The sequence below is a fragment of the Acinetobacter calcoaceticus genome (assembly GCF_900520355.1).
In the GTDB taxonomy this organism is placed as follows: Bacteria; Pseudomonadota; Gammaproteobacteria; order Pseudomonadales; family Moraxellaceae; genus Acinetobacter; species Acinetobacter calcoaceticus_C.
Map to the genome: position 1 here is coordinate 1,696,742 of NZ_LS999521.1, position 22,513 is coordinate 1,719,254.

Annotated in this window: 19 protein-coding genes; 8 read left to right on the forward strand and 11 right to left on the reverse strand. The window is 35.7% G+C overall.

Translation table 11 applies throughout. The features are described from left to right. Positions 1 to 165 precede the first annotated feature (165 nt). Complete coding sequence (locus tag AC2117_RS08140; protein ID WP_133973244.1) at positions 166 to 459, forward strand: hypothetical protein; 294 nt, start codon at positions 166 to 168, stop codon at positions 457 to 459. On the opposite strand, the gene AC2117_RS08145 is transcribed toward AC2117_RS08140, so the two are convergent. Both AC2117_RS08145 and gigD read right to left on the reverse strand, forming a co-directional pair. Then, positions 441 to 980: a GNAT family N-acetyltransferase gene (locus AC2117_RS08145; protein ID WP_133973246.1), complete on the reverse strand. Its 540-nt coding sequence runs from the start codon at positions 978 to 980 to the stop codon at positions 441 to 443. The two genes, AC2117_RS08140 and AC2117_RS08145, sit on opposite strands and share 19 nt — an antisense overlap. 29 nt (positions 981 to 1,009) lie before the next feature. Continuing rightward, positions 1,010 to 1,459, reverse strand: coding sequence for an Lrp/AsnC family transcriptional regulator GigD (gene gigD / locus AC2117_RS08150; protein ID WP_042894182.1), 450 nt, complete (start codon positions 1,457 to 1,459; stop codon positions 1,010 to 1,012). 146 nt (positions 1,460 to 1,605) lie between these two features. Between gigD and kynU the strand changes: the two genes are divergently transcribed. The 6 genes from kynU to AC2117_RS08175 all read left to right on the forward strand — a co-directional run bounded on the left by kynU (position 1,606) and on the right by AC2117_RS08175 (position 7,618). Beyond that, positions 1,606 to 2,856, forward strand: a complete 1,251-nt coding sequence (kynU, locus tag AC2117_RS08155) for a kynureninase (protein WP_133973248.1) — start codon at positions 1,606 to 1,608, stop codon at positions 2,854 to 2,856. Between the two features lie 40 nt (positions 2,857 to 2,896). After that, entirely contained in the window at positions 2,897 to 4,303 is a 1,407-nt protein-coding gene (locus AC2117_RS08160; protein ID WP_133973250.1) for an amino acid permease, read from the forward strand. Between the two features lie 7 nt (positions 4,304 to 4,310). Then, on the forward strand, positions 4,311 to 5,057 hold the full coding sequence (locus tag AC2117_RS08165; RefSeq protein ID WP_133973252.1) for an alpha/beta hydrolase: 747 nt from the start codon (positions 4,311 to 4,313) through the stop codon (positions 5,055 to 5,057). Between the two features lie 582 nt (positions 5,058 to 5,639). Next, on the forward strand, positions 5,640 to 5,909 hold the full coding sequence (locus tag AC2117_RS08170; protein ID WP_133973254.1) for a DUF6527 family protein: 270 nt from the start codon (positions 5,640 to 5,642) through the stop codon (positions 5,907 to 5,909). Between the two features lie 164 nt (positions 5,910 to 6,073). After that, a complete protein-coding gene (locus tag AC2117_RS19025) occupies positions 6,074 to 6,187 on the forward strand; it encodes a hypothetical protein (RefSeq protein WP_227549242.1) in 114 nt (37 codons plus the stop codon). A 252-nt stretch (positions 6,188 to 6,439) separates the two neighbouring features. Next, entirely contained in the window at positions 6,440 to 7,618 is a 1,179-nt protein-coding gene (locus AC2117_RS08175) for a S8 family peptidase (RefSeq protein WP_133973256.1), read from the forward strand. Between the two features lie 47 nt (positions 7,619 to 7,665). Here AC2117_RS08175 and AC2117_RS08180 read toward each other — a convergent pair whose 3' ends face one another. Continuing rightward, the gene (locus tag AC2117_RS08180) at positions 7,666 to 9,120 is read right to left on the reverse strand and encodes a SulP family inorganic anion transporter (RefSeq protein ID WP_133973258.1); all 1,455 of its coding nucleotides are present in this window, start codon (positions 9,118 to 9,120) and stop codon (positions 7,666 to 7,668) included. A 239-nt stretch (positions 9,121 to 9,359) separates the two neighbouring features. Then, positions 9,360 to 9,992, reverse strand: a complete 633-nt coding sequence (locus AC2117_RS08185; protein ID WP_133973260.1) for an SOS response-associated peptidase family protein — start codon at positions 9,990 to 9,992, stop codon at positions 9,360 to 9,362. A 419-nt stretch (positions 9,993 to 10,411) separates the two neighbouring features. Between AC2117_RS08185 and AC2117_RS08190 the strand changes: the two genes are divergently transcribed. Next, complete coding sequence (locus AC2117_RS08190; RefSeq protein WP_133973262.1) at positions 10,412 to 11,854, forward strand: glucose/sorbosone family PQQ-dependent dehydrogenase; 1,443 nt, start codon at positions 10,412 to 10,414, stop codon at positions 11,852 to 11,854. A gap of 58 nt (positions 11,855 to 11,912) precedes the next feature. Here AC2117_RS08190 and AC2117_RS08195 read toward each other — a convergent pair whose 3' ends face one another. The 7 genes from AC2117_RS08195 to ptsP all read right to left on the reverse strand — a co-directional run bounded on the left by AC2117_RS08195 (position 11,913) and on the right by ptsP (position 22,457). Beyond that, entirely contained in the window at positions 11,913 to 12,356 is a 444-nt protein-coding gene (locus AC2117_RS08195) for a universal stress protein (RefSeq protein WP_133973264.1), read from the reverse strand. A gap of 143 nt (positions 12,357 to 12,499) precedes the next feature. After that, the gene (locus AC2117_RS08200; RefSeq protein WP_133973266.1) at positions 12,500 to 14,596 is read right to left on the reverse strand and encodes an EAL domain-containing protein; all 2,097 of its coding nucleotides are present in this window, start codon (positions 14,594 to 14,596) and stop codon (positions 12,500 to 12,502) included. A 601-nt stretch (positions 14,597 to 15,197) separates the two neighbouring features. Next, positions 15,198 to 15,413, reverse strand: a complete 216-nt coding sequence (locus tag AC2117_RS08205) for a hypothetical protein (RefSeq protein ID WP_133973268.1) — start codon at positions 15,411 to 15,413, stop codon at positions 15,198 to 15,200. A gap of 192 nt (positions 15,414 to 15,605) precedes the next feature. Then, positions 15,606 to 16,070, reverse strand: coding sequence for a MarR family winged helix-turn-helix transcriptional regulator (locus AC2117_RS08210; RefSeq protein WP_002121027.1), 465 nt, complete (start codon positions 16,068 to 16,070; stop codon positions 15,606 to 15,608). Positions 16,071 to 16,936: 866 nt separating this feature from the next. Next, positions 16,937 to 18,652: a fructose-specific PTS transporter subunit EIIC gene (locus AC2117_RS08215; protein ID WP_133973270.1), complete on the reverse strand. Its 1,716-nt coding sequence runs from the start codon at positions 18,650 to 18,652 to the stop codon at positions 16,937 to 16,939. Beyond that, on the reverse strand, positions 18,639 to 19,586 hold the full coding sequence (gene pfkB, locus AC2117_RS08220) for a 1-phosphofructokinase (RefSeq protein WP_133973272.1): 948 nt from the start codon (positions 19,584 to 19,586) through the stop codon (positions 18,639 to 18,641). The genes AC2117_RS08215 and pfkB overlap by 14 nt, the downstream gene beginning before the upstream one ends. Before the next feature lie 15 nt (positions 19,587 to 19,601). Beyond that, on the reverse strand, positions 19,602 to 22,457 hold the full coding sequence (gene ptsP, locus AC2117_RS08225; protein ID WP_133973274.1) for a phosphoenolpyruvate--protein phosphotransferase: 2,856 nt from the start codon (positions 22,455 to 22,457) through the stop codon (positions 19,602 to 19,604). Positions 22,458 to 22,513: the final 56 nt, after the last annotated feature.

The following is a 22,513-nucleotide window of genomic DNA, read 5'->3' on the forward strand; positions in this document are numbered from 1 at the left end:
CACCATAATCTTATAAATTGGAAATATAAAAATTTATTTAAGGTTTTGCTTTATTATGGTTAAGTTCGCTTACATAGTATACGTATTGACAAACATTTTATAAATTGAAGAATACTTGTTTAAAGTTATATTTAAAAATATGTCTATAAGAACTTAGGGAAAACAATGAAAATTGGATTTATTGGCGGAACCAATGACGGTATCGTAATCAATGCTGCCGATGGCCTTGATACTTATAAACTTGACTGGCACTACAAAGCAGAAAAACACTGTGAATCACAATTTACATTAGGGCTTAATGGACCTGAATATGATTATTACAATTTATTAATTCTAAGAAAAAATAAAGAGGCTAAACTTTTTTATGTACTTACTACTATGGAGAAAGAGGAAATAGCCAATAAAATCCATGAATATTGGGAATGCTCGACCTGTGTTGGTTACGACTTTGATGAGTAAGCATTCCTGATTTCATATAGCACATGTGCTCTTAATTCGTGATGGAGAGGAACTTTAGGGTGGTTAAAGCTCTTCACTTTCTGCATTCCCAGCCTTTCCATTACAGCTTGAGATGGTCTATTAAGAGTAGATGTGAATGACACGACCTTATTTAAATTGAGTACATTAAAAGCATAGTCTAAAACAGCTTTTGCTCCTTCAGTTGCATAACCTTGCTTCCAAAATTCTTTTGCAAGTCGCCAGCCAATTTCCACGCATGGAGAGAAATCAAATTGTTCAGGTTGGTTATGCAAACCAATAAATCCGATAAATTGATGGCTTTCTTTTAATTCTACTGCCCAAAACCCCCAACCATTTTCATCAATGAGAAGTGAAATTTTTTGTATTAAGTTAAGACTTTCTTGGGGTGTCAGTAGATTTGGGAAAAATTGCATGACGTCTTGATCTAGGCCCATTTTGATAAAAGGCTCAAAATCATTTTCTTTCCATTGTCTTAAAATTAAACGTTTAGTTTCGATCATAGGATTGCTCTTGGATGGAAAATTTGAGATTAAAGTGGTTTTTGCACAATCTTCTGTAAAATGATTTTAGAGTTGATGCTTACGACACCTTTAATTTTATTTAAAGTATTAATAACAAAATGCGAAAAAGAATTTAGATCTTTAGTCGCCACGTGTAAAACATAATTAGATTCGCCCGTAATAATATAGGCATTAATCACTTCATCAAAATTTTTGATCTGACTTAAAAAAAAGTTGTGATCGTTTTCGGTTAGTTGAGCAAGTTTAATTTCAACAATGGCCTCAATTTTTATGCCTAATTTTTCATAATTGACTTTTGCCTGATATTTTTCAATTACTCCATTGCTTTCTAAAATTTTGACACGTCGATGACAAGCTGATGCGGAAAGATTAACGAGATCGGCGAGTTCTTGGTTACTTAATCGAGCGTTATCTTGCAAATGCCTTAAGATTTTTAGATCGGTTGCATCTATATTCATTTTCGAATCTCATCCGTATATTTTCGTTTTAATTAGAATTTTATACGGAAATTAAAGAATTTAATCAAATATTATCGAATAAATCGTAAGAATTGCCATGATAAAATTCAAACACAAAGGAAATGTTGAAATAGGTGAAATAACAAATGATTACTCATGAACAGTGCCTGTATTGGGATCAGGAAGATGAACTCAAAAAATTTAAAGATGAATTTGCGCTTCCAAAAGAAGTGATTTATTTAGATGGTAATTCTTTAGGCGCAAGACCAAAGAAATCATTAGATGTCGCTCAGCATATTATTTCCCAAGAATGGGGAGAGGATTTGATTAATAGCTGGAACAAAGCAGATTGGTGGGGATTGCCAACGAGATTAGGCGATAAAGTTGCAAAGCTAATTGGTGCAGAGCAGGGTGAAGTTGTCATTTCAGACTCTACTACCTTGAATTTATTTAAAGTCTTATCAGCAGCGGTAAAAATTCAAGCCGAAAAATTTCCAGAACGTAAAATTATTGTTGCAGAAAAAGATGCCTTCCCAACAGATATTTATATTATTGAGGGTTTCATTGATTTAATTCACCAAGGTTATCAAGTTGAATTGATTGATGGCCCAGATGATTTGTCACGTGCGTTAGAAAAAGATGTAGCAGTCGTTGTACTTTCTCATGTGAATTATCGAACTGGATATTTCTATGACATGGCATCTATTAATCAACAAATTCACGCTAAAGACGCTTTGATTATTTGGGATTTATGTCACTCAGTTGGCGCAGTTCCTATGGACTTAAACCAGAGTAATAGTGATTTTGCGATTGGTTGTACTTATAAATATTTAAATGGTGGTCCAGGTTCTCCAGCTTTGTTGTGGGTAAATCAAAAGCATCGTGACCAGTTCTGGCAGCCGTTATCGGGGTGGTGGGGCCACAAAAAACCATTTGAGATGTCACAGCACTATGAGCCCGCTAATAGTATCCGTCGTTACTTATGTGGAACTCAGCCCATCATTTCTATGAGTTTGATTGAATGTGGTGTTGATATTTTCTTGCAGGTAGACATGCAAAAAATACGTGAGAAATCTCTAAAATTGACAGATTTGTTTATTCAACTCGTCCATCAGGAATGTGGGCAGTTCGGTTTTGAACTTATTACCCCTTTAAATCATCAATATCGTGGCAGCCATGTCAGTTATCGCCATGAATATGGCTATGAAATTATTCAGGCACTCATTGCCCGTGGTGTGATTGGTGATTACCGAGAGCCAGAAGTATTACGTTTTGGAATTACTCCTCTATACCTAGGTTTTGAAGATATATGGAATGCCGTACAGCAACTTAAGCAGATCATGCTGAATAGCGAATGGAAAAATGAGCACTATTTGGTTAGAGGCGAAGTGACCTGATATTTGGGAAGCAAAATCAGAAAAATGGCTAGGAGGGCCTATGAGCAGTTTTGATGAAATACAAAATAGAGAAGCGGGCTTACATAAGAAATTATCTGCAAAGCAAATGGGAATGATTGCAATTGGTGGAGCGATTGGTACTGGACTGTTTATGGGAAGCAAGTTTGCAATCAGCTTTGCTGGCCCAGCCGTTATTGTTAGTTATGCGATTGGTGGCCTAATTGCATTTGCTATCATGGCTTGTTTAGCTGAAATGACAGTTCAGCATCCGACTTCAGGTTCCTTCGGCGCCTATGCAGAACATTATATTAGTCCACTTGCAGGGTTTTTAGTCCGTTATTGCTATTGGGCATGCATTGTATTAGCAGTGGGCACAGAGATTACAGCAGTTGCTGACTATATGAAATTATGGTTCCCACATGTCGGTTCTTGGATCTGGATTGCTTTTTTCTCGGTTACCTTGCTGGTTGTAAATGCATATAGCGTTAAGGCTTTTGGATTGGTTGAATATTGGTTTTCGACCATTAAAGTCTTCGCCATTATTGTATTTATTCTTTTGTCTATTGGCATATTGACTCAGAGTCATGAAGGAACAGGACAAGTCATTTCCAATTTAACTGAGCATGGCGGCTTTTTCCCACATGGTTTTAGTGGGGTTTGGATTGGAGTCATTATTTCAATATTTAGCTATTTAAGTATCGAAATGATCGCTGTTGCGGCAGGTGAGGCTAAAGATCCGGAGCGAGCTGTTAAAACTGCCTTTAAAAGTACTGCAATTCGCTTAATCCTATTTTATTTACTGTCTTTATTTTTAATTGTGGCACTTGTTCCATGGACGGATTTAATTGGTACTGAAACAACTAGCCCTTTTGTAATGGTAATGAAAATTGTAGGTATTCCATATGCAGACAGTATTTTAAATTTCATTGTAATTGTCGCAGCTCTATCAGCTATGAACAGCATGCTCTATATCTCAACACGTATGTTGTTTAGCTTGTCGCGGGCTGGTGATGCCCCAAAGCTATTTGGACGTATTAGTAGTAATGGTGTGCCAGTTAACGCGCTGCTCTTATCTGCTGTTGGTATTGGTATTGCGAGCATTGTCTATACGATTAATCCAGCTTCAGCTTTTCCCATCATGATTGCGCTATCCATGTTTGGAGCATTATTTACGTGGGGTAGTATCTTTGTTACGCATATGTTTTTTAGAAGAAATATGACGCAACAAGGTTTGCAGTTAAAGTTTAAAGTTCCAGCTAGTCGGTTTATTTCGTTGTTGGGATTAATCGCGATTTTAAGTATCACTATTACGACTTGGTTTACCAATGAATTTAAGTCAACTCTACAATTCGGTGTTCCTTTAATTGTTGTTCTTACGTTTTTCTATTATTTAAAACGCTCATCAGCCAAGCTTTCTTTGAGTGCTCATGAAGAATCGTTGAAGTGAGAAGCATATGAAACAATATGATAATTCGATTACTGTGGCTAATGAAGATGAGATACTGACTAGCTTTCAAATAAGAAGTTTAGTCAGCTATCAAGAATATAGACACATTCGAGATATTCAATATGGTGCTCATCCCCGATCTACGTTAGATTTATTTCCTGTAGAACAGACGAATAAAACCATTATTTTTATCCATGGTGGATATTGGCAGTGGTGTGAGAAATCAGATTTTGCTTTTATTGCGCCGTATATTTTAGAACAAAGAGCTCAATGTATTCTTCTAGAATATGACTTAGCTCCACAGAGTAAAATTGCAGATATTGTGACTCAAGTTTATCAAGCTCTCGATTTCATTGCAGGGCAAGATTGGATAACCGATGAAGTTGTGTTGGTTGGACATTCGGCAGGAGCTCATCTCGGCGCATTAACTTTAGACCATCCACTCATATCTGAGATAGTCTTCTTAAGTGGAATTTATGATTTAGAGCCAATACAAAAGACCCATTTAAATCATGCGCTAAATTTGACAAAAGAAGATATTTTGAAATATAGCCCTATTTATCATAAAGAGAGAATTCATATCCCTTGTAAAATCTTATGTGGAGAACTGGAACTCGAAGAATTGAAATGGCAAAGTCAGATCTATTTTGAAAGTAAAAGTAGCCAAGATCTGGATTTGGTTCAGTTTAAGCTTATTCCAGAGGTCAATCATTATTCAATTCTAGATTATTATTTTAAGTCGGAATTCATATAAGTAATTGAAAAATATATTATATAACCTCTATCTGTATAAAAAGGATTATATTCAAAATTTAATTGCCACCAAAATGTGAGCTCAATCACAACTAATCCTATTTTTTGCAGAAAGTACTAGTTGTTGTTGACCTGACTATTAAACTTAATTAGATTAAAAAGATAGTGCTTTCTCACTAGACGACAAAATGTTTAGCTGTTGTTTGGATGAGTTTCAAGTCCGTAGCTTCCCAAGATACGGACTTTTTTATTTTTTAATTATAAGTAAAATATAATAACTATTTATTATGATTTTTGATCATCTTGGAAGGTATTAAACTTTAATAGTTTTATAAATTTTTAATGAATATTGTAAATATAATTTTAGAACTTACTGGCTTTAAATGGGGCTTATAAAATAAGTTTATAATAAAATTTATATAAAATATAATTTAAAAACAACTTCATAAATTTGTCATATTTCTTAGCTAAATTAAAGTTATAAAAAGAAAAAACGATAACAAATAATAAATACTGTTCTTTAATTTTGAATCCAGTCGGCTCCTATGGGTTGGCTTTTTTATTTGAAAGAGAAGGAGCCTTTATGAAAGTACAATATTTTGAAGGTGGGATGTATGAACATATGTGTCCGGCTTGTGGGCATCTCCACTATATTCCGGTAGAGTATCCCTTTTCTAATGGACGCCAGTGTACCTTTAATGGCAGCTTTGAGAAGCCAACATTTAATCCGGACATAAGTATTGTTGGTCGTTGTCATTATTTTATTAAAGAAGGGTTTATTGAATACGCTACCCATAGTAAACATCATTTAGCTGGACAAAGAGTAGAACTACCTGAGCTAGAAAATGGATAAATGTTTTAATTATATAATATTTTTATTTGTTTTTTTGAAGTAATATTTTTTTACGTATTTAATACTGAAGCTTTATAGTTAAAAAATTTGTAAATCTCTTCTAGTTGCTGATTTATCTAAATTCTGAAATAATTTTTATAAATAATTGTTTTTATTGTGTGTTTATGGATATTTGGAAATTTTTGCGAAGCTTTAATACTGTTGGAACATATCTTTCGATTTCTACTTTTATATTAGTGGTACTGATTATATATTTCTATATTTTAAATCCCACATAAAATTTTATGCTGAAAAACATGAGCCAAATTTTAATATTAAAGTTCTATATTTTTATTTTATTTGAATTGGTTCACATTTTTGATTAAAAAAATATACTAGCGTTGTGAAAAATAAGATTTTGTGAAAATATAATTTGGTTTCAGTACAGGAGAGTATAAGAAAAATTTCTTTCTAAAATATTTAAACCTTAAAGATAAAGATAGTACAGATCATAACAAAAATGCCTGAAATAAAAGATATGGAGATTTTTCATGAAGTTTTGCCAAGTATCGGCTATTTTCTTAACAATGGCCGCCGTCAATTTTGTCTATGCCGCAACCCCCACATCAAGCTCTATCTTAGATTCTTCGCAAGTAAAAGGAATTATTAAAAACCAATATATTGTTATTCTTAATAAAGATGCTGGCCGACCTACAGATTTTGCCCAGAATATTGCTAAGCAACATGGAGGCAAAGTTCTACAATCTTATGACACTGTACTTAAGGGTTTTGCAATTTATTTGCCAGATACAGCGGCTACTGCTTTTGTCGAAGCAATGAAAAAAAATCCACAAGTACTTTCAGTAGAAAACGATACAGTCATGAAAATTGATGTGACTACTCAGAGTAATCCGGATTGGGGACTAGATCGGGTAGATCAAAAAGCTTTGCCTTTAAATTCTACGTATTCTTATTCACAAACAGGTTCTGGCACGACTGCTTATATTGTTGATACAGGTATCTTGTCTAGCCATCAACAATTTTCTGGACGTGTACAAGCAGGTTATACGGCGATATCTGATGGGAAGGGCACGACTGACTGTAATGGGCATGGGACTCATGTCGCTGGTACGGTGGGTGGAAGTGCGTATGGGATTGCAAAGAATGTAAGTTTAGTTCCAGTTCGAATTTTAGGTTGTGATGGTTCTGGTGCCTCTAGTAACGTGATTGCTGGTTTAGATTGGATATTAAAAAATGGTAAAAAACCTGCTGTTGTAAATATGTCGTTAGGTGGAGATGCAAGTGCATCTTTAGACAGTGCAGTTGAAAATCTATTTAATAATGGTTATGTCATGGTAGTGGCAGCAGGAAACTCAAATACGGATGCATGTAACTCTTCACCAGCAAGAGTGAGTAAGGCAATTACAGTTGCAGCTACAGATAATACTGATACACGGGCAAATTATTCTAATTATGGCAGTTGTGTTGATATTTTCGCCCCAGGAAGTCAGATCAATTCTGCATGGATTGGTAGTAATACAGCAACTAAAGTGCTAAATGGAACTTCAATGGCTACTCCACATGTTGCTGGCGTGGTTGCTGAAATGTTGCAAAGTGCACCTACTGCAACACCTCAAACAATTTCAACTAATCTTGTAAACCAGGCGAGTAGTAATGTGGTAAAAAATCCATCTGGTAGTCCAAATCGTTTGTTATATAAGGCTCCTTAATAAAAAATGTAATCCGTAGATCATAAAAAGGTCCCGAAGGACCTTTTTTAAATTTTAGCGTGAGTACCATATTTATCAATCATGATTGAACTGGCTTCATTTAAGCCGCGTACAGTAACTTTTATGCCATTTTTTTGAAATTTATTGATGGCCGAATCAAGCATTGCTACTGAGGTCACATCCCAAATATGTGAGTGAGTTAAATCTATAATGACGTTTTGGATTTCTTCATTAAAGTTAAAACTTTGTAGAAACTTTTCAGAAGAACTAAAGAAAATCTGACCTCTTAAATCATATAAACGGGCTTCACCTTCAAAAGAAGCATTTACATGGATGTCATTTTCAAGTTTATTTGCTAAAAATAATGCCGAAAGTAATACACCAGTCAATACACCTAGCGCTAAGTTATGAGTGGCAACCACCACAACAACAGTTGCGATCATAACGATATTGCTACTTTTAGGATTAGTTTTAAAATGAGTTAGAGAACTCCACTCGAAAGTACTAATTGACACCATAATCATAACAGCCACAAGAGCAGCCATTGGAATAACCTTCAGCCAATCACTTAAAAAAACAACTAAAATCAGTAAAAATATGCCGGCACAGAAAGTAGATAAACGCGTACGACCACCTGATTTTACATTAATCATTGATTGGCCAATCATCGCACAACCCGCCATTCCACCCATAAAACCTGAGGCAATATTGGCAATACCTTGACCTTTGCACTCTTGAAATTTATCGCTTGGAGTGTCCGTCATTTCATCAACAATTGTTGCAGTCATCATTGATTCAAGTAAACCCACTGCAGCAAGGGCTAAAGAATAAGGAAGAATAATAAGGAGTGTTTCTGAATTAAAAGGAATATCTGGAATTAAAAAGATAGGTAAGGTATCTGGTAATGACCCCATATCACCAACCGTTCGAACATCCATACCTAGAAAAATGGCGAGTAGCGTGATAATAACAATACAAATGAGGGGCGAAGGAAAGAATTTTCCAATTTTGGGAGTGTAAGGAAATAAGTAAATAATTCCTAAGCCGATTGCAACTAATAAGTAGACATGCCATGTCACGTTTACTAACTCTGGTAATTGAGCCATAAAAATGAGGATGGCGAGGGCATTAACAAACCCAATAACAACCGATTTGGAAACAAAACGCATGAGTTTAGCGAGTTTAAAATATCCAGCTAAAATCTGTATGGCACCGGTTAAAACAGTTGCTGCAAATAGGTATTGAAGCCCATGGTCCTTTACAAGTGTCGTCATGACTAGGGCCATTGCACCTGTAGCTGCCGAAATCATAGCGGGACGACCGCCAACAAATGAAATAATAACGGCAATACAAAAAGATGCGTATAAACCAACTTTGGGATCTACACCTGCAATAATTGAAAATGCAATTGCTTCGGGAATTAAAGCAAGACCAACAACAAGACCTGAAAGAATATCTGCACGGACATTAGAGAACCATTGTTCTCGGACATTCGATAACATGAGGGAATAGCCTATAGTTCTAAATTTTGAAAAGGCTAGTGATGTGATATATCAACACAAGCGACTACACCACATCACTAAATAATGATGAGTTATTTACAATGATAAGGGTAAATAAACTTAAGGTGGCGTAAGTGTCATGATGATAGAGAATTTGAGGCTTTTAAAAGTGGCGAAAGAATAACATAGGTTGTTAAAGTTGACTAACTTGAGCTTATTAAATCGGGTCGATAAAAGAGTTAATCGTAATTTTTCATTTCCGCTTTGGGCATCGAAGTAAATTCATTTAATGGCATGTCTAAGAAAAAATCTCTTGCTTCAGAATGATTACAGTTGAGCCAATCATTTCTAAGATGATCCGGTATTACAATAATTGAGCGTTTTTCATCATCAGGTTTATGAAATTGTTTCATGAAAGGATGTTGGTCGGCATTAATGGTTAATAGCGACATCGATCTCACTTTCTGCTCATCAATTATCGTTTCTTCATAGATCGCAGCAAGTGTAAAAGGTTGCCCATCTTGACGGAATATGCCGTACCAATGCGCTTTTCCATTAATATATTTTGGTTCATAAATTGCTTCAACAGGAATAAGGGTAAATTGGTCATTTGACCACGCATGTTTAAACGAACGTTTTTGCTCTACGGTCTCCGTTCTTGCATTATAAGTTGCATACTTGAAAGAAATTTCTTTTGCATAGGGCGGAAGCATTCCAAATTTAGCTTTTCGCCATTCAACTTCATTTTGATGGGATAAAATGAGAGGGCAATCATCGCTAGGATAGACGTCCATCTTATATTCAAAAGTTGGTTCAAATAAGTTTAATTGATTGGCATGAGTTTTCTTTATGGGTTTAAAATTTGCGCACATAAGATATCCCTATATATAAAATACTCTTCAATTACAGCTTCTAACTTTTAACTTCTTTAGATGTATATTTTTATAATTAGAATTGTCTCTTTGAGTATTAATTTTTATCTATCAATTACTTCGTTAATAAATGGTTATTTAAAATTATGTTCATTTTAGAAAGTATTAAGATATAAAATTAATAGAGTAAGTATAAAAAAAGATCGACCTTAAGTTTAAGTTACTCATCTTAAAGGTAACTTTGTATAAGTGTTCATCCATTTTGAATAGCTACTTTTATGCAACAGAGCCTTTCAGAAATTTAGATTTTAATAGATTCGTTATTCATCATAATACAAATCATATAGAGAACTCATACAAACCCTTTATTAGAGGTTTGAAAATTCTCGGAAAATTTTGACAATTTATAAGGTGGACACATGAATAAACATTTATTGGCTAAAATTACTTTATTAGGTGCCGCTCAGCTACTTACACTCAACTCTGCATTTGCTGATATTCCTCTTACTCCATCTCAGTTTGCTAAAGCGAAAACAGAAAATTTTGACAAGAAAGTTATTCTCTCTAATTTAAATAAGCCACATGCTTTGTTGTGGGGGCCTGATAATCAAATTTGGTTAACTGAGCGGGCAACAGGCAAGATTCTAAGAGTTAATCCAGAGTCGGGTAGTGTAAAAACAGTTTTTCAAGTTCCTGAAATTGTAAATGATGCGGATGGACAAAATGGTTTATTAGGTTTTGCCTTCCATCCTGACTTTAAACATAATCCTTATATCTATGTTTCAGGCACATTTAAAAATCCGAAATCTACAGATAAAGAATTACCGAATCAAACGATTATTCGTCGATATACCTATAACAAGGCAACAGATAGTTTTGAAAAGCCTGTAGATTTATTAGCTGGATTACCTTCATCGAAAGACCATCAGTCGGGCCGTCTTGTCATTGGTCCAGACCAAAAGATTTACTATACGATTGGTGATCAGGGGCGTAACCAGCTTGCTTATTTATTCTTGCCAAACCAAGCACAACATACGCCGACTCAACAGGAACTGAGCGGCAAAGACTATCATGCCTATATGGGTAAAGTATTACGCTTAAATCTGGATGGAAGTATTCCAAAAGATAATCCAAGTTTTAATGGTGTAGTTAGTCATATTTATACGCTCGGTCATCGTAACCCACAGGGCTTAGCATTTACTCCAAATGGAAAACTACTGCAATCTGAACAGGGCCCAAACTCTGACGATGAAATTAATCTCATTGTTAAAGGTGGTAACTATGGTTGGCCAAATGTAGCGGGTTATAAAGATGACAGCGGTTATGCGTATGCAAATTATTCGGCAGCAACCAATAAAGCACAAATTAAAGATTTAGGACAAAATGGTTTAAAAGTAGCAGCAGGTGTTCCTGTGACTAAAGAGTCTGAATGGACTGGTAAAAACTTTGTGCCGCCGCTAAAAACCTTATATACCGTCCAAGATACCTATAACTATAATGACCCCACTTGCGGGGAGATGACTTACATTTGCTGGCCAACAGTTGCGCCGTCATCTGCTTATGTCTATAAGGGCGGCAAAAAAGCAATTTCTGGTTGGGAAAATACATTATTGGTTCCATCTTTAAAGCGCGGTGTTATTTTCCGTATTAAGCTAGATCCAACTTACAGTGCTACTTATGATGATGCTGTACCGATGTTTAAGAGCAATAACCGTTATCGTGATGTGATTGCAAGTCCAGATGGGAATGTTTTATACGTGTTAACTGATACTGCCGGAAATGTCCAAAAAGATGATGGTTCTGTAACGAATACATTAGAAAACCCCGGATCTCTGATTAGATTTACATATAAAGCTCAGTAACAGAGGCTATTAAAAAAACCGATCTACATAAGATCGGTTTTTTTCAGTTTAAGAAAAACTATTCAGTTACGACTAATACCGGTAAATGAATTTCTCCTAAAAGAGCTTGAGTCACACTTCCTAAGAAGAACTTTTTAAACCCTTTTCGACCATGAGAGCCAATGACTAACAAGTCTGCTTTGAGCTCAGTAGCTGCTTTAATAATTTCTGTGTGAATTGTTTGACCTTCAACAATTTTTGTTTCAACAGAAATTCCATGTTGGCTAAATTGCTCTTTTGCTTGGTCTAAAATACCCTGAATAGATGCTTTAGCTTTATTAAAATAATCCTGTGCTAATTCTGTACTATCAATGAATTCTACAGAAATAAAAGGATCTATCGTAAGCGCATATACTAGAGTCACTTTACTACCAAAGGCTTTAGCAAGACTTGCAGCGTGATTTACAGCAATGAGTGAAGTAGGAGAACCATCGACTGGAACCAAAATATGGTGGTAACTCATATATTGCTCCTTATTGTCTTTTGACAATGTTTATCTTAGAAGAAATTAAGTTTGTTATCGTTATGGTTATATTATCGCCAATTTTTATAATTTTATTGTTTATTTTTAGTGTGAATAAGTGAGCCGTAAATTCTCTTAAGCATTTATCTTAAGACATGATAATGACTTTCTAAATAAGGCTGATTTTGCTTAAGTATAGAGATAACTTGGTTAGCATCAACAGCAGATTCAAACAAAAATCCTTGGCCTATGTTGTATCCAAATTGACGAAGTAATTCTTCTTGTTCTGGGGTTTCGATGCCCTCTGCAATGAGCCCAAGTGACAGATTAGGGGCGAGTAACCCAATCGCTTGTACAATGGCATAGATAGATGGGTCATGTTGCATCTTTTGTATAAAACTACAATCCACTTTTAAACTGTCAATTGGATAGTCACGAATATGGGTAAGCGATGAAAAACCTGTACCAAAGTCGTCTAGTGCAATACGTACACCATGTTGTTTTAATTTATTGAGCGCTCGGATCACATAATCTGAACCTCGGTCACCCAGCATATGTTCAGTGACTTCTACTTCAATATAATGTGTTGGAATTTGAAATTGATTGATCTTTTTCAAAAGCCGTTCAGCATAGTTGTCTCTTAAAAACTCGACAGGTGCAGCATTGAGCGAAACAGGAAGAGGTTTAATATCAAGATCTATCCATTTTGCGATGTCACGTAAAACTTGATGCTGCATAGTTTCACCGATTTTACTCGCTAAGTTATAATCTTTAAAAGCCTCTGCAATTTGTGATGGATAACCTCTTTGAGCTGAAGTTGTATGCCATCGTAATAAAGCTTCAAAACCTACAACACGATGGGTTCTTAAGTCGACTTTGGGTTGATAGTAGGGCTGGATTGTATGATGGCGAATAAGCTGTCGCGCTAAATTAAGTTGAGATGCGACTGTTTCGGTCATTTGCATCATGCATGGATCATACATGCGAATACCGCCACGACCACGGGCTTTTAAGTCATGCAATGCCATATCTGCACAACTTAGTAAACCTGACTGGTCTATAGCATCTTGGGGATAGATCGCACAACCGATACTCATACCGCCATTTAGAGCATTACCTAAATAGGTAATAGGCAGATTTAGCTGCTGAAGTAAAATGGCTGCTAGATCGCGTACATCATTTTCAGATTTAAGGTTATTAATAATAACTGCAAACTCATCTCCACCCAGTCTTGCAACAAAACATCTTTCATCATCAACACAATGACTAAACCGTTTGGATAAGACTTTTAAAAGATGATCGCCTGCGCTATGTCCTAAAGTGTCATTAATATGCTTAAAATGATCAAGATCAATTAATAGTAAACCAACACTTGTTTGATTATCTTTTGAATATGCAAGGGTACGTTTAAGCTGGAATTTAAATGAACGACGATTACATAATCCAGTTAGTTCATCTCGCTCACTCATGTTTCTAAGCAGATTTTCTGCCAAATGCTGTTGAGTAACGTTACGTGATACACAAAGTATTTGTATGATTTCACCATTTTCCCGATGAATCGGGGTAAGCATATTATCCCAATATTCGGGGTCCTGACTTGGTAAACAGCTCATTCCAGCAAATCTGGCAATTTTGCCCTGAAGCGCTTTTTTTAAAGCGACGCGTCCACGTTTACGAATATGAGGTGGCAAAAGCTCAAGCCATTTCATACCAAATTTTGTTTCATCAACAGGAACACCCAAAGCGAGGCATCCTGATTTGTTCATATGAGAAACTGTGCCGTCTACATTTAATACTTTAATGCAATCTACACTGATGTCTAACATTTGATTTTGTATTTCAATATTCTTTTGTAAGTTTTGTTGTTCTTGAATATCGTGATCAATATCTAAAAAGCTGACATACCATTCACTGGCTAAAGAAGAGCCGCGATATTTGGATGCTTGAATGGAGAGTTTGCACCATCTATATTGATTGCCACTTTGTAAAAGTCGGCATTTTAATTCTATTCTTTTTTTCAGACGAATTGCTTCAAGCCATCTATTTTTGACTTCATCTAAATCGACAGGTGATATAAAATCCAACCATTGCTGAGGTAATGGAGAAAAAGTTTCCTGCCAATATTCTGTACACTCTACATTGCAATATAATATCAAGCCATTTTCATCACTTACCCAAGTCGGTAGTGGAATTTGCTCAACAATAAAATGCTTTTGGGTGTTGTTCGACATTGAAGTCATAACATGCCTAGAAAGATTGTATGGGCGGGTAATCTATTTATCAGTCATTATTGTAATCTTTCTGTAGTAACCAAAACAGTAATAAATAAATCTCACCTGTCTTTTTTTTGAACTAAATTTGAGGTGTTAAACAAATTATATACTTAATATTTAATTTATGTTTTTGTTATTTATTGATTTTTATTTGTGATAAGTTAAAAAAATATTTATGCTTATTTTTGTAAAAAACTTATTAAAACAGAAGCTTATAATTGCCTTTAAAGACTTATCTTAATAAGACCAATGAAAATAAATTATAAAAATGATATGAAGTAATTTGCAATAATTAAAATTTTAATAAAACAAAATTTAACCATAATATATAAAGAGGGAAAGGTTTTAAAAAGTCTGATTAAATACAATAACCACTATTAAGTTTACAAAAGTAATATAAAATAAAGGCTTATATTATCGTAAAATCGTTTTCATCAAGAAGGATATATATTTCCTTTTTGTGCATTTTATAGCCTACATTTTCCCCAAGATGTAGGTTTTTTTTATTCTTAATTTTTGATTTTATAATCTCTAACTATTAAAAATAAAAAAAAGCCAAATGGCTTTTTTATACAGTTTCAGGTTGCTTCAACTCTTGTTGAATATAAAGATTCATATAATATTGTTCAATATAATCATCAGCATAATTGTTTGCTAAGGTTTTTGTTGCCACTTGTTCATGTTTTAAATAGCAGTTTGTTTCGAGGTCTTTTTCAAGTACCCACCATTGACGGTTAATACGACGCACTTGAAACTTGTCACTTTTGTATTTTCTTTTAGCCATTTTCAAAAATTTGCTATTCAGTTGTTGAAAGAGAATTTCTACTGGACTTAGAGGCTCAAGTCAACAGATGAGAAGTTAATTGATTATTTTATGTAGGGGAGTTGTTTCTATTAAGACCTAGATGAAGCATTAAAATAGAGAAAGCTCTCGTAAAGAGAGCTTAATTATTAGTATAAAACATCTGTTTCTCTTTTAACGAGAAAGATTCTTTAAAAGTAATTTTAAACTTTCCATCATTTTTTCTAATTGTAACGGAGTGATACCTTCGAAAGATTGTTCGAGTACCACGCTGGTTAGATCATTAATCTTATTGATCATTTCAGTACCTTTTTCTGTAAGTACTACGCGGGTGATTCGACCATCGGTCTGACAAGAATAAGTTTCAACCAAACCTTCATCTTTTAAACGATAAACAATCTTAGTAGTCGTCGACATTTTTGAAATAATCATATCTGAAAGTTCAGAAACACTCGCATGGGGCTTACTGCTTAAAGCCAACATAATGCGTCGACGTGAGTTATCTAAACCATATTTTTTTAAAGCATTATCAATATTTTGTACATACTGAGCATGTACTTGAGTAATCCAATAATATGGAAAATCTTCAAGAGTAAAAGATTCTGTTGTAGGTAAAAAACGCGCATACTTCTTTGTCATTGACTTTTCCCCATACCTTGGTGGATCGCATTTCTGGTGAACTATCTTTAATAGTTGAAAAATATAGTTTCATCAAGCAAGTTATATCAGGACTTTACTTGGTGAGCAAAATTTATATAGTTAAATTTAACAATGACATGGTTTAACGGTCCTTATCTTGATAAACATTTCTATACTTTGCATAAACTACAAATACTCTTCTTCTATAGTCAAAGTTTGTTGAAAGTTAATGTGACTGAATGGGTCATCGCCATTAGTTCCTTAAAATCTTTGACAGATATACAAGATTGCATTGAGGCTTGCTTGATTGTTAATTAAACAATATTGGCTTGCAGACGCATCGTAGAAAAAAAATTATGATTTGACCGTGGCATTGAACGAGATAGTTTTTGTCTCTAAAGTCATAATTACGAAAAATTAAGATATTTAAATAATAAATGTTTATAAATATCAAACTCTTGATGTGTTTTGTTTTTGATAAAATTTACCATACATTTAACATGAATCATCAATTATTTAGTAAATTAAAAAGGGATCGTTTATTAACTTGTTGATTATTTTAATAAAATTAAAAAAACTGGTTGAGTAGTTAAGTTTATAAATTTAACTTTTTTATCTATAAATTATATTTTTAATAATTTTTACATCAGACAGGATGTCGCTCATCTTTTGAATCGAAAAAAGAACGACTTTAACTGTTATGTTAGCAAGAAGAAGTACCTGCACAGGTTATGGCAAGGGCTACTCAGATTAAGTGATATAGGCCCTATTAGAATGGTTTGTTCAATAGGTTGAGCTTACGATTTTATTTGATTAAATAGATATAGTTTATAAAAAAGGGAGAACTTATATTCTCCCTTTTTTAATTATGAAATGGTCACACCCTTTTCTTCTATCTTTTTCTTAACAATTGCATAGCTTATTCCAGTAACAATACTACCAGCAGCAATTGCAGCGAGATATAACCAAGCGTGATTAATTGCATTTGGAATTAAAAGAACAAATACACCGCCGTGAGGAGTTACTAATTCGCAATGGAATAAGGCAACAAGTGCTCCTGTCACGGCGCCACCTAAAATACAAGTTGGGATAACACGCATTGGGTCTTTAGCTGCAAAAGGAATTGCACCCTCTGAAATAAAACATAAACCTAGTACAAAAGCGGCTTTCCCAGCATCTTTCTCTCCTGTGCTAAATTTATTTTTGGCCACGAAAGTTGCAATAGCCATACCAATAGCAGGGACCATACCGCCCGCCATTGTTGCCGCCATTGGCATATAGGTATTTGTTGTTAGTAATCCGACAGTAAATGCGTAGGCTGCCTTATTGATTGGACCACCCAAATCAATACACATCATGCTTGCTAATATAATTCCCATTAACACAGCATTTGTTGTACCCATATTGTTTAGGAAGTCTTTCATTAGCTCAAAAATATGTGCTACAGGTTGTCCAACCACATAGAACATAATAAGGCCAACAAATAACGTACCTAATAAAGGAATAATTAAAATGGGTTTAAGCGCTTCTAGACTAGTTGGAAGTTTAAGTTTCTTTGCAATAAAAAGAGCGATATAACCTGCAAGGAAACCAGAAACAATACCGCCTAAAAAACCTGCTTGTAATTGAGAGGCGAGTAAGCCGCCAATTAAACCAGGTGCGAGTCCAGGACGATCAGCAATCGAGTAGGCAATATAACCCGATAACATTGGGACCATAAGCATAAATGCAGCGGCCCCAATTTGTTTTAAGATCGCAGGTAAACTTCCAGCTTGCTCAGCAGCATTTAGACCAAAGCATAAAGAGAGGGCAATTAAAAGACCTCCTGCTACGACCATAGGTAACATATAAGAAACACCTGTTAAGAGATGTTTATATACGCCAACCTTTTCGGTTTTATCTTTGTTTTCGGCTGATGTTTGTTGCTTACCTTGTTCTAAAACTTGAGCATTACTCATTGCTTCAGCAAAGGCTTTATCTGTTTGCTTTAATGCAAAACCAGTGCCACATCGGTAAACACGCTTGCCCACAAAACGGTCTGTATTAACTTCAATATCAGTTGCAAGAATTATGATATCTGCCTCAGCAATAGCTTGAGCTGATAAAATATTTTTCGCACCAACGGAACCTTGTGTTTCTACTTCAATATCATAACCAAGTTTTTCTGCACCTTGTTGTAAAGCTTCAGCAGCCATAAAGGTGTGTGCAACCCCAGTAGGGCAAGCTGTAATTGCAACAAACTTAGTTGCTTTGTTTACTGATGTCGTATCACTCTGCCAATCTTGAGCTGGCTTAAAATGATCTAAGGCAGTTTGAAAAGCTGAATGAGCATCCTTTTTTATCTCTTCAATGCTAATTAAAGACAAAGGGTGGGTACCAAAAATATTAAGATCTTTCGGGCGTTGTCCAACAACAATAACTTGATCTAAGTTTTCATTCGCATCGAATTCATCAAGCGGAATAATGTTATTTGGATAACCCTGTTGGGTGGCGACTTGTGCAAGTTTACGAGCTAAAATCAAAGCATTGACTTGCTGTTGCGGACTATTAATGACAAATAATAAATATTTAGCAGTTGGCATCAGATTCACTCAATGAATTGATTGTAGTTTGGGCTTTTAATTGGACTAGCTTTTCAGCATTTGGAATCCGAAAGCCAATTTGTGTGACAGCATGGCTCGCAATTGCTGTAGCGGTTTTTAATGTTTCTTCAGCAGAAAAACCATTCATTAAGCCATGAATCATGCCTGCTAAAAGAGAGTCGCCTGCACCAACGGTACTTTTAACGACTACTTTAGGGGCTTTGGCATGAAGTGGGTGAGTGTTGTGTAGCCAGTTTACACCGTCTTCACCCATCGAAATAACGACATGCTCAATTTCAGCTAAGTTTTCAAAAAGCTTTTTTTGTTCAGCATAGGTCGTGGCAGGAAGCTGATAGCTTTCTACTAATTCATCAGTATTGGGTTTAATCATCCAAGGCTGACACTCAATTGCAGCGACTAATGCTTTACCACTTGTATCAAGAGCAACTTTTTTTCCTTGCCTTTGAATGAGCTTAATAAGCTGCTTTAACTCATCAATACTAAAACCTTGTGGAAGGCTTCCTGCAATAGCAACGACTTCTACTTGCGGCAAAATCATTTCGATTTTCTGAAATAGGTTCTTTTTGTCTTGTTCAGAAACTAAAAAACCTTTTCCATTTAAATCAGTCATGCGGCCGGAATGTTCAGCAATTTTTATATTTTGGCGAGTTTCACCTTCAATATAAATAAACTCAGGCTGGAATTGAGCTTCCTTAAAATGGTTATCAAAAATCTGTCTGTTAGTGGTTCCTAGAAAACCAGAAACAATAACCTCATGTCCCAAGTCTTTTAAAACCTGTGCAATATTTAACCCTTTGCCTGCTGCATGTATTTCTACAGATTCTTGGCGATTTACTTCGCCAACCTGTAATTCATTGAGTTGTATAGTCACATCAATTGCAGGATTTAAAGTAATTGTTAAAACTTTAGCCATTACTGTTCCTAATCTTTAGATTTCTTGTTCGGAGAGCTGACGTACAGCAGGGGCGCTATCACATTCTAGTGCACGTTTTGCAAGCATTTGAGCTTGGCTGTAGTCAAGTGTACGAATTTGGGCTTTTACCAAAGGAATACTATTCGGAGACATGCTGAGCTCATCTACGCCTAATCCCATAAGGATCGGTACAGCTTTTGGATCAGCTGCGAGTTCTCCGCATACACCCACCCATTTGCCATATTTATGTGCAGCTTTTACAGTATGATCAATCAATTGCAAAATGCTTGGGTGGAGGCCATCTGCTTCAGCCGAGAGGATAGGGTGACCACGGTCAATAGCTAAAGTATATTGAGTTAAGTCATTTGTTCCTATACTGAAAAAGTCCACTTCTTGAGCAAGAATAGGGGCAAGTAAGGCAGCAGAGGGAACTTCAATCATAATGCCAACTTCTAAATTGTCACATGGATGTAAAGTTTTAACCTCATCAAGAATTGCCTTTGCTGCACGCCATTCTTCTACACGACCAATCATTGGAAACATGATTCGTAAAGGGCGATCATCTGCGGCTTTAAGCAAAGCGGTAAGTTGTTGACGTAACAGCTCTGGCTGTCTTAGCGTCAAACGAATACCTCTTAGACCTAAAAATGGATTTTCTTCTTCAGCAATTGGAAGGTAAGGAAGTGGTTTGTCACCACCTACATCAAGAGTACGTACTACAAGTGGGCGACCAGCAAGGGCATCTAAGACAACACGGTAATCTGTTTCTTGGGCTGCCTCATTTGGGGCGCTGCTATGAGCCATAAAAACAAGCTCGGTTCTGAGTAGACCGATTGCTTCGGCGCCACATTCTACTGCGTGGGCTGTAGCTTGAACTTTTCCTAAATTGGCAGCAATTTCGATCTGGTGTTGATCTAGAGTAATCGAAGGTTCTTGACAGTGGCGTTCAGCTTCTTCACGAATTTTTTGTTGAAGCTCACGCTCCTGCTTTGCTTGTTCGATTTGCTGAGAATTAGGGTTTAATACAAAAGTTCCTGTATCTCCATTAATTAAAAGAGAACTCTTTTGTTCAATATCTAATACTTGATCGCCAGCACCCACAATGGCAGGAATACCTAAAGCACGAGCAACAATAGCGCTATGGGCACTAGCACCGCCTACAGCTATCAAAATACCCGCTACACGATCTTTATTAAGGCGAGCCACATCACTTGGCCCCACATCATACATGATCAAGATATAAGGCTCTTTTGGCTCTTCGATAATAACTTCACCACAGAGTTGAGCTAAAACCCGATCGCCAATATCACGTAAGTCTGTAGCTCGTTCAGCCAGTAAACGGTCTGGTAAAGCTGCTTGTTCTTTGGCTGCTGCTTCAATATGTTCATACCATGCAGCAGGGGCAGAAAGGTTTAAGTTAATCTTTTGATAAACACCATTAATGAGATCGGGGTCATCCAACATTTCCAGATGTGCTTGGAAGATTTGCTTAATTTCCGTAGCTTCAGATTTCGCAATCACTTGGTGAATATTGTTTTTAACTGCATGAAGTGCAATATCTAGTTTTTCTTTTTCTGCTTTAACACTTAAACCCATACGTTCATATTGATAAATCTTAGGTTTAATGACATGTACGGGGCCAAAAGCTAAGCCGCTTGAAGCTGGAATACCTGTATTTGCACTTAATGTTTTCGGCAGTGATTTTACTGTTTGAGACAATTGAGTTTCTTTGATATCTGGAGGCAGAATTGGTTCAACTTCCTCTCCTAAGCCTTGTTGCACGACCTGAATAACTTTATCTAAAGCTTCAACTGCATCTGTTTCTGGCTCGGCAATAAAACGTAAGGTCTGGCCGCGTTTACATCCTAAGGCTAATAAACGAGTCAAACTTTTAGCTGAAACAAAATTACCTTCATCTACTGCGACTTGAATATCGCCTTGAAAACTTTTTGTTAAGTTGACCAAATGAGTCGCTGGTCTAGCATGTAATCCATGTGCATTGGCTAATACAACTGAGCGATGAGGCCAATCTGGAATAACATCTGCACCAATAATTTTAGCAATTTCATTTGGTGTTTGTGTTTGATCTAGCTGAGCGACTTGTTCTGGATTAAATAAAATATCAATGAGTCGGTTAAATCTTTGACTATCTAACTGCTCATTGGCAGCAATACAGACTAGCGTATTTAGTTTTTGCCCATCCAGATCTAGAGTATGGCGGGGCTTTACAATACTGATTGCAGGCTGTTGAACAAATTTACTGCTAGAAATAGACCAGATTTGGTCTTGCAACTGGATAACTTGATCTGGCTCAAGTGAGCTTAGAAAACCACATTTTACGAAATTATGTTTTTTTAAAATTTGAGAGGCTGACCACAACAAATCTTCAATATCTTGAGATTCAATTTCAGTTTGAATTAAATTTTCGTGCAGAGTTAAAGATAAAGGTTGAGCTTGTAAGAGTTCAATAATTTGCTCAGGTTGTGTCGCATTTTTTACCTGTTCACTGACATCTTGCATTAAAGCTCGAGTTAATATTTGTAGTACTTGTAAATGTTCATCAGATTTTGCTGCAATAACCACAGCTAAATAAATCGTGTTTTCCCCATCCCATATTATTCCTTCAGGAAAGTGAGCTAACCGAATACCTGTTTCTAAAATAAATTCACGAGATTGCGGAGTGCCATGTGGAATTGCAATTCCTTGACCTAAATAGGTGGCGCTTTGCTGTTCGCGATTGATGAGTCCTGTTATATATTCAGGTGTAACTAACCCATCTTTTACTAATATATCTACTAGACACTGTAATGCATGCTTTTTATCAACAGCATGTTGATTCATATGAATATGTCGAGGCTCGAGTGCTAGCATACTTATCCTTGAACAATTTCTTTGGTTTTAGCTAAAACAGAAAAAAAGAAGCTGTT

Bases quoted from the DNA above. Each gene is read 5' to 3' on its own strand.
- AC2117_RS08140 (WP_133973244.1), top strand. From the start codon at position 166: ATGAAAATTGGATTTATTGGCGGAACCAATGACGGTATCGTAATCAAT.
- AC2117_RS08145 (WP_133973246.1), bottom strand. From the start codon at position 980: ATGATCGAAACTAAACGTTTAATTTTAAGACAATGGAAAGAAAATGAT.
- gigD (WP_042894182.1), bottom strand. From the start codon at position 1,459: ATGAATATAGATGCAACCGATCTAAAAATCTTAAGGCATTTGCAAGAT.
- kynU (WP_133973248.1), top strand. From the start codon at position 1,606: ATGATTACTCATGAACAGTGCCTGTATTGGGATCAGGAAGATGAACTC.
- AC2117_RS08160 (WP_133973250.1), top strand. From the start codon at position 2,897: ATGAGCAGTTTTGATGAAATACAAAATAGAGAAGCGGGCTTACATAAG.
- AC2117_RS08165 (WP_133973252.1), top strand. From the start codon at position 4,311: ATGAAACAATATGATAATTCGATTACTGTGGCTAATGAAGATGAGATA.
- AC2117_RS08170 (WP_133973254.1), top strand. From the start codon at position 5,640: ATGAAAGTACAATATTTTGAAGGTGGGATGTATGAACATATGTGTCCG.
- AC2117_RS19025 (WP_227549242.1), top strand. From the start codon at position 6,074: ATGGATATTTGGAAATTTTTGCGAAGCTTTAATACTGTTGGAACATAT.
- AC2117_RS08175 (WP_133973256.1), top strand. From the start codon at position 6,440: ATGAAGTTTTGCCAAGTATCGGCTATTTTCTTAACAATGGCCGCCGTC.
- AC2117_RS08180 (WP_133973258.1), bottom strand. From the start codon at position 9,120: ATGTTATCGAATGTCCGAGAACAATGGTTCTCTAATGTCCGTGCAGAT.
- AC2117_RS08185 (WP_133973260.1), bottom strand. From the start codon at position 9,992: ATGTGCGCAAATTTTAAACCCATAAAGAAAACTCATGCCAATCAATTA.
- AC2117_RS08190 (WP_133973262.1), top strand. From the start codon at position 10,412: ATGAATAAACATTTATTGGCTAAAATTACTTTATTAGGTGCCGCTCAG.
- AC2117_RS08195 (WP_133973264.1), bottom strand. From the start codon at position 12,356: ATGAGTTACCACCATATTTTGGTTCCAGTCGATGGTTCTCCTACTTCA.
- AC2117_RS08200 (WP_133973266.1), bottom strand. From the start codon at position 14,596: ATGACTTCAATGTCGAACAACACCCAAAAGCATTTTATTGTTGAGCAA.
- AC2117_RS08205 (WP_133973268.1), bottom strand. From the start codon at position 15,413: ATGGCTAAAAGAAAATACAAAAGTGACAAGTTTCAAGTGCGTCGTATT.
- AC2117_RS08210 (WP_002121027.1), bottom strand. From the start codon at position 16,070: ATGACAAAGAAGTATGCGCGTTTTTTACCTACAACAGAATCTTTTACT.
- AC2117_RS08215 (WP_133973270.1), bottom strand. From the start codon at position 18,652: ATGCCAACTGCTAAATATTTATTATTTGTCATTAATAGTCCGCAACAG.
- pfkB (WP_133973272.1), bottom strand. From the start codon at position 19,586: ATGGCTAAAGTTTTAACAATTACTTTAAATCCTGCAATTGATGTGACT.
- ptsP (WP_133973274.1), bottom strand. From the start codon at position 22,457: ATGCTAGCACTCGAGCCTCGACATATTCATATGAATCAACATGCTGTT.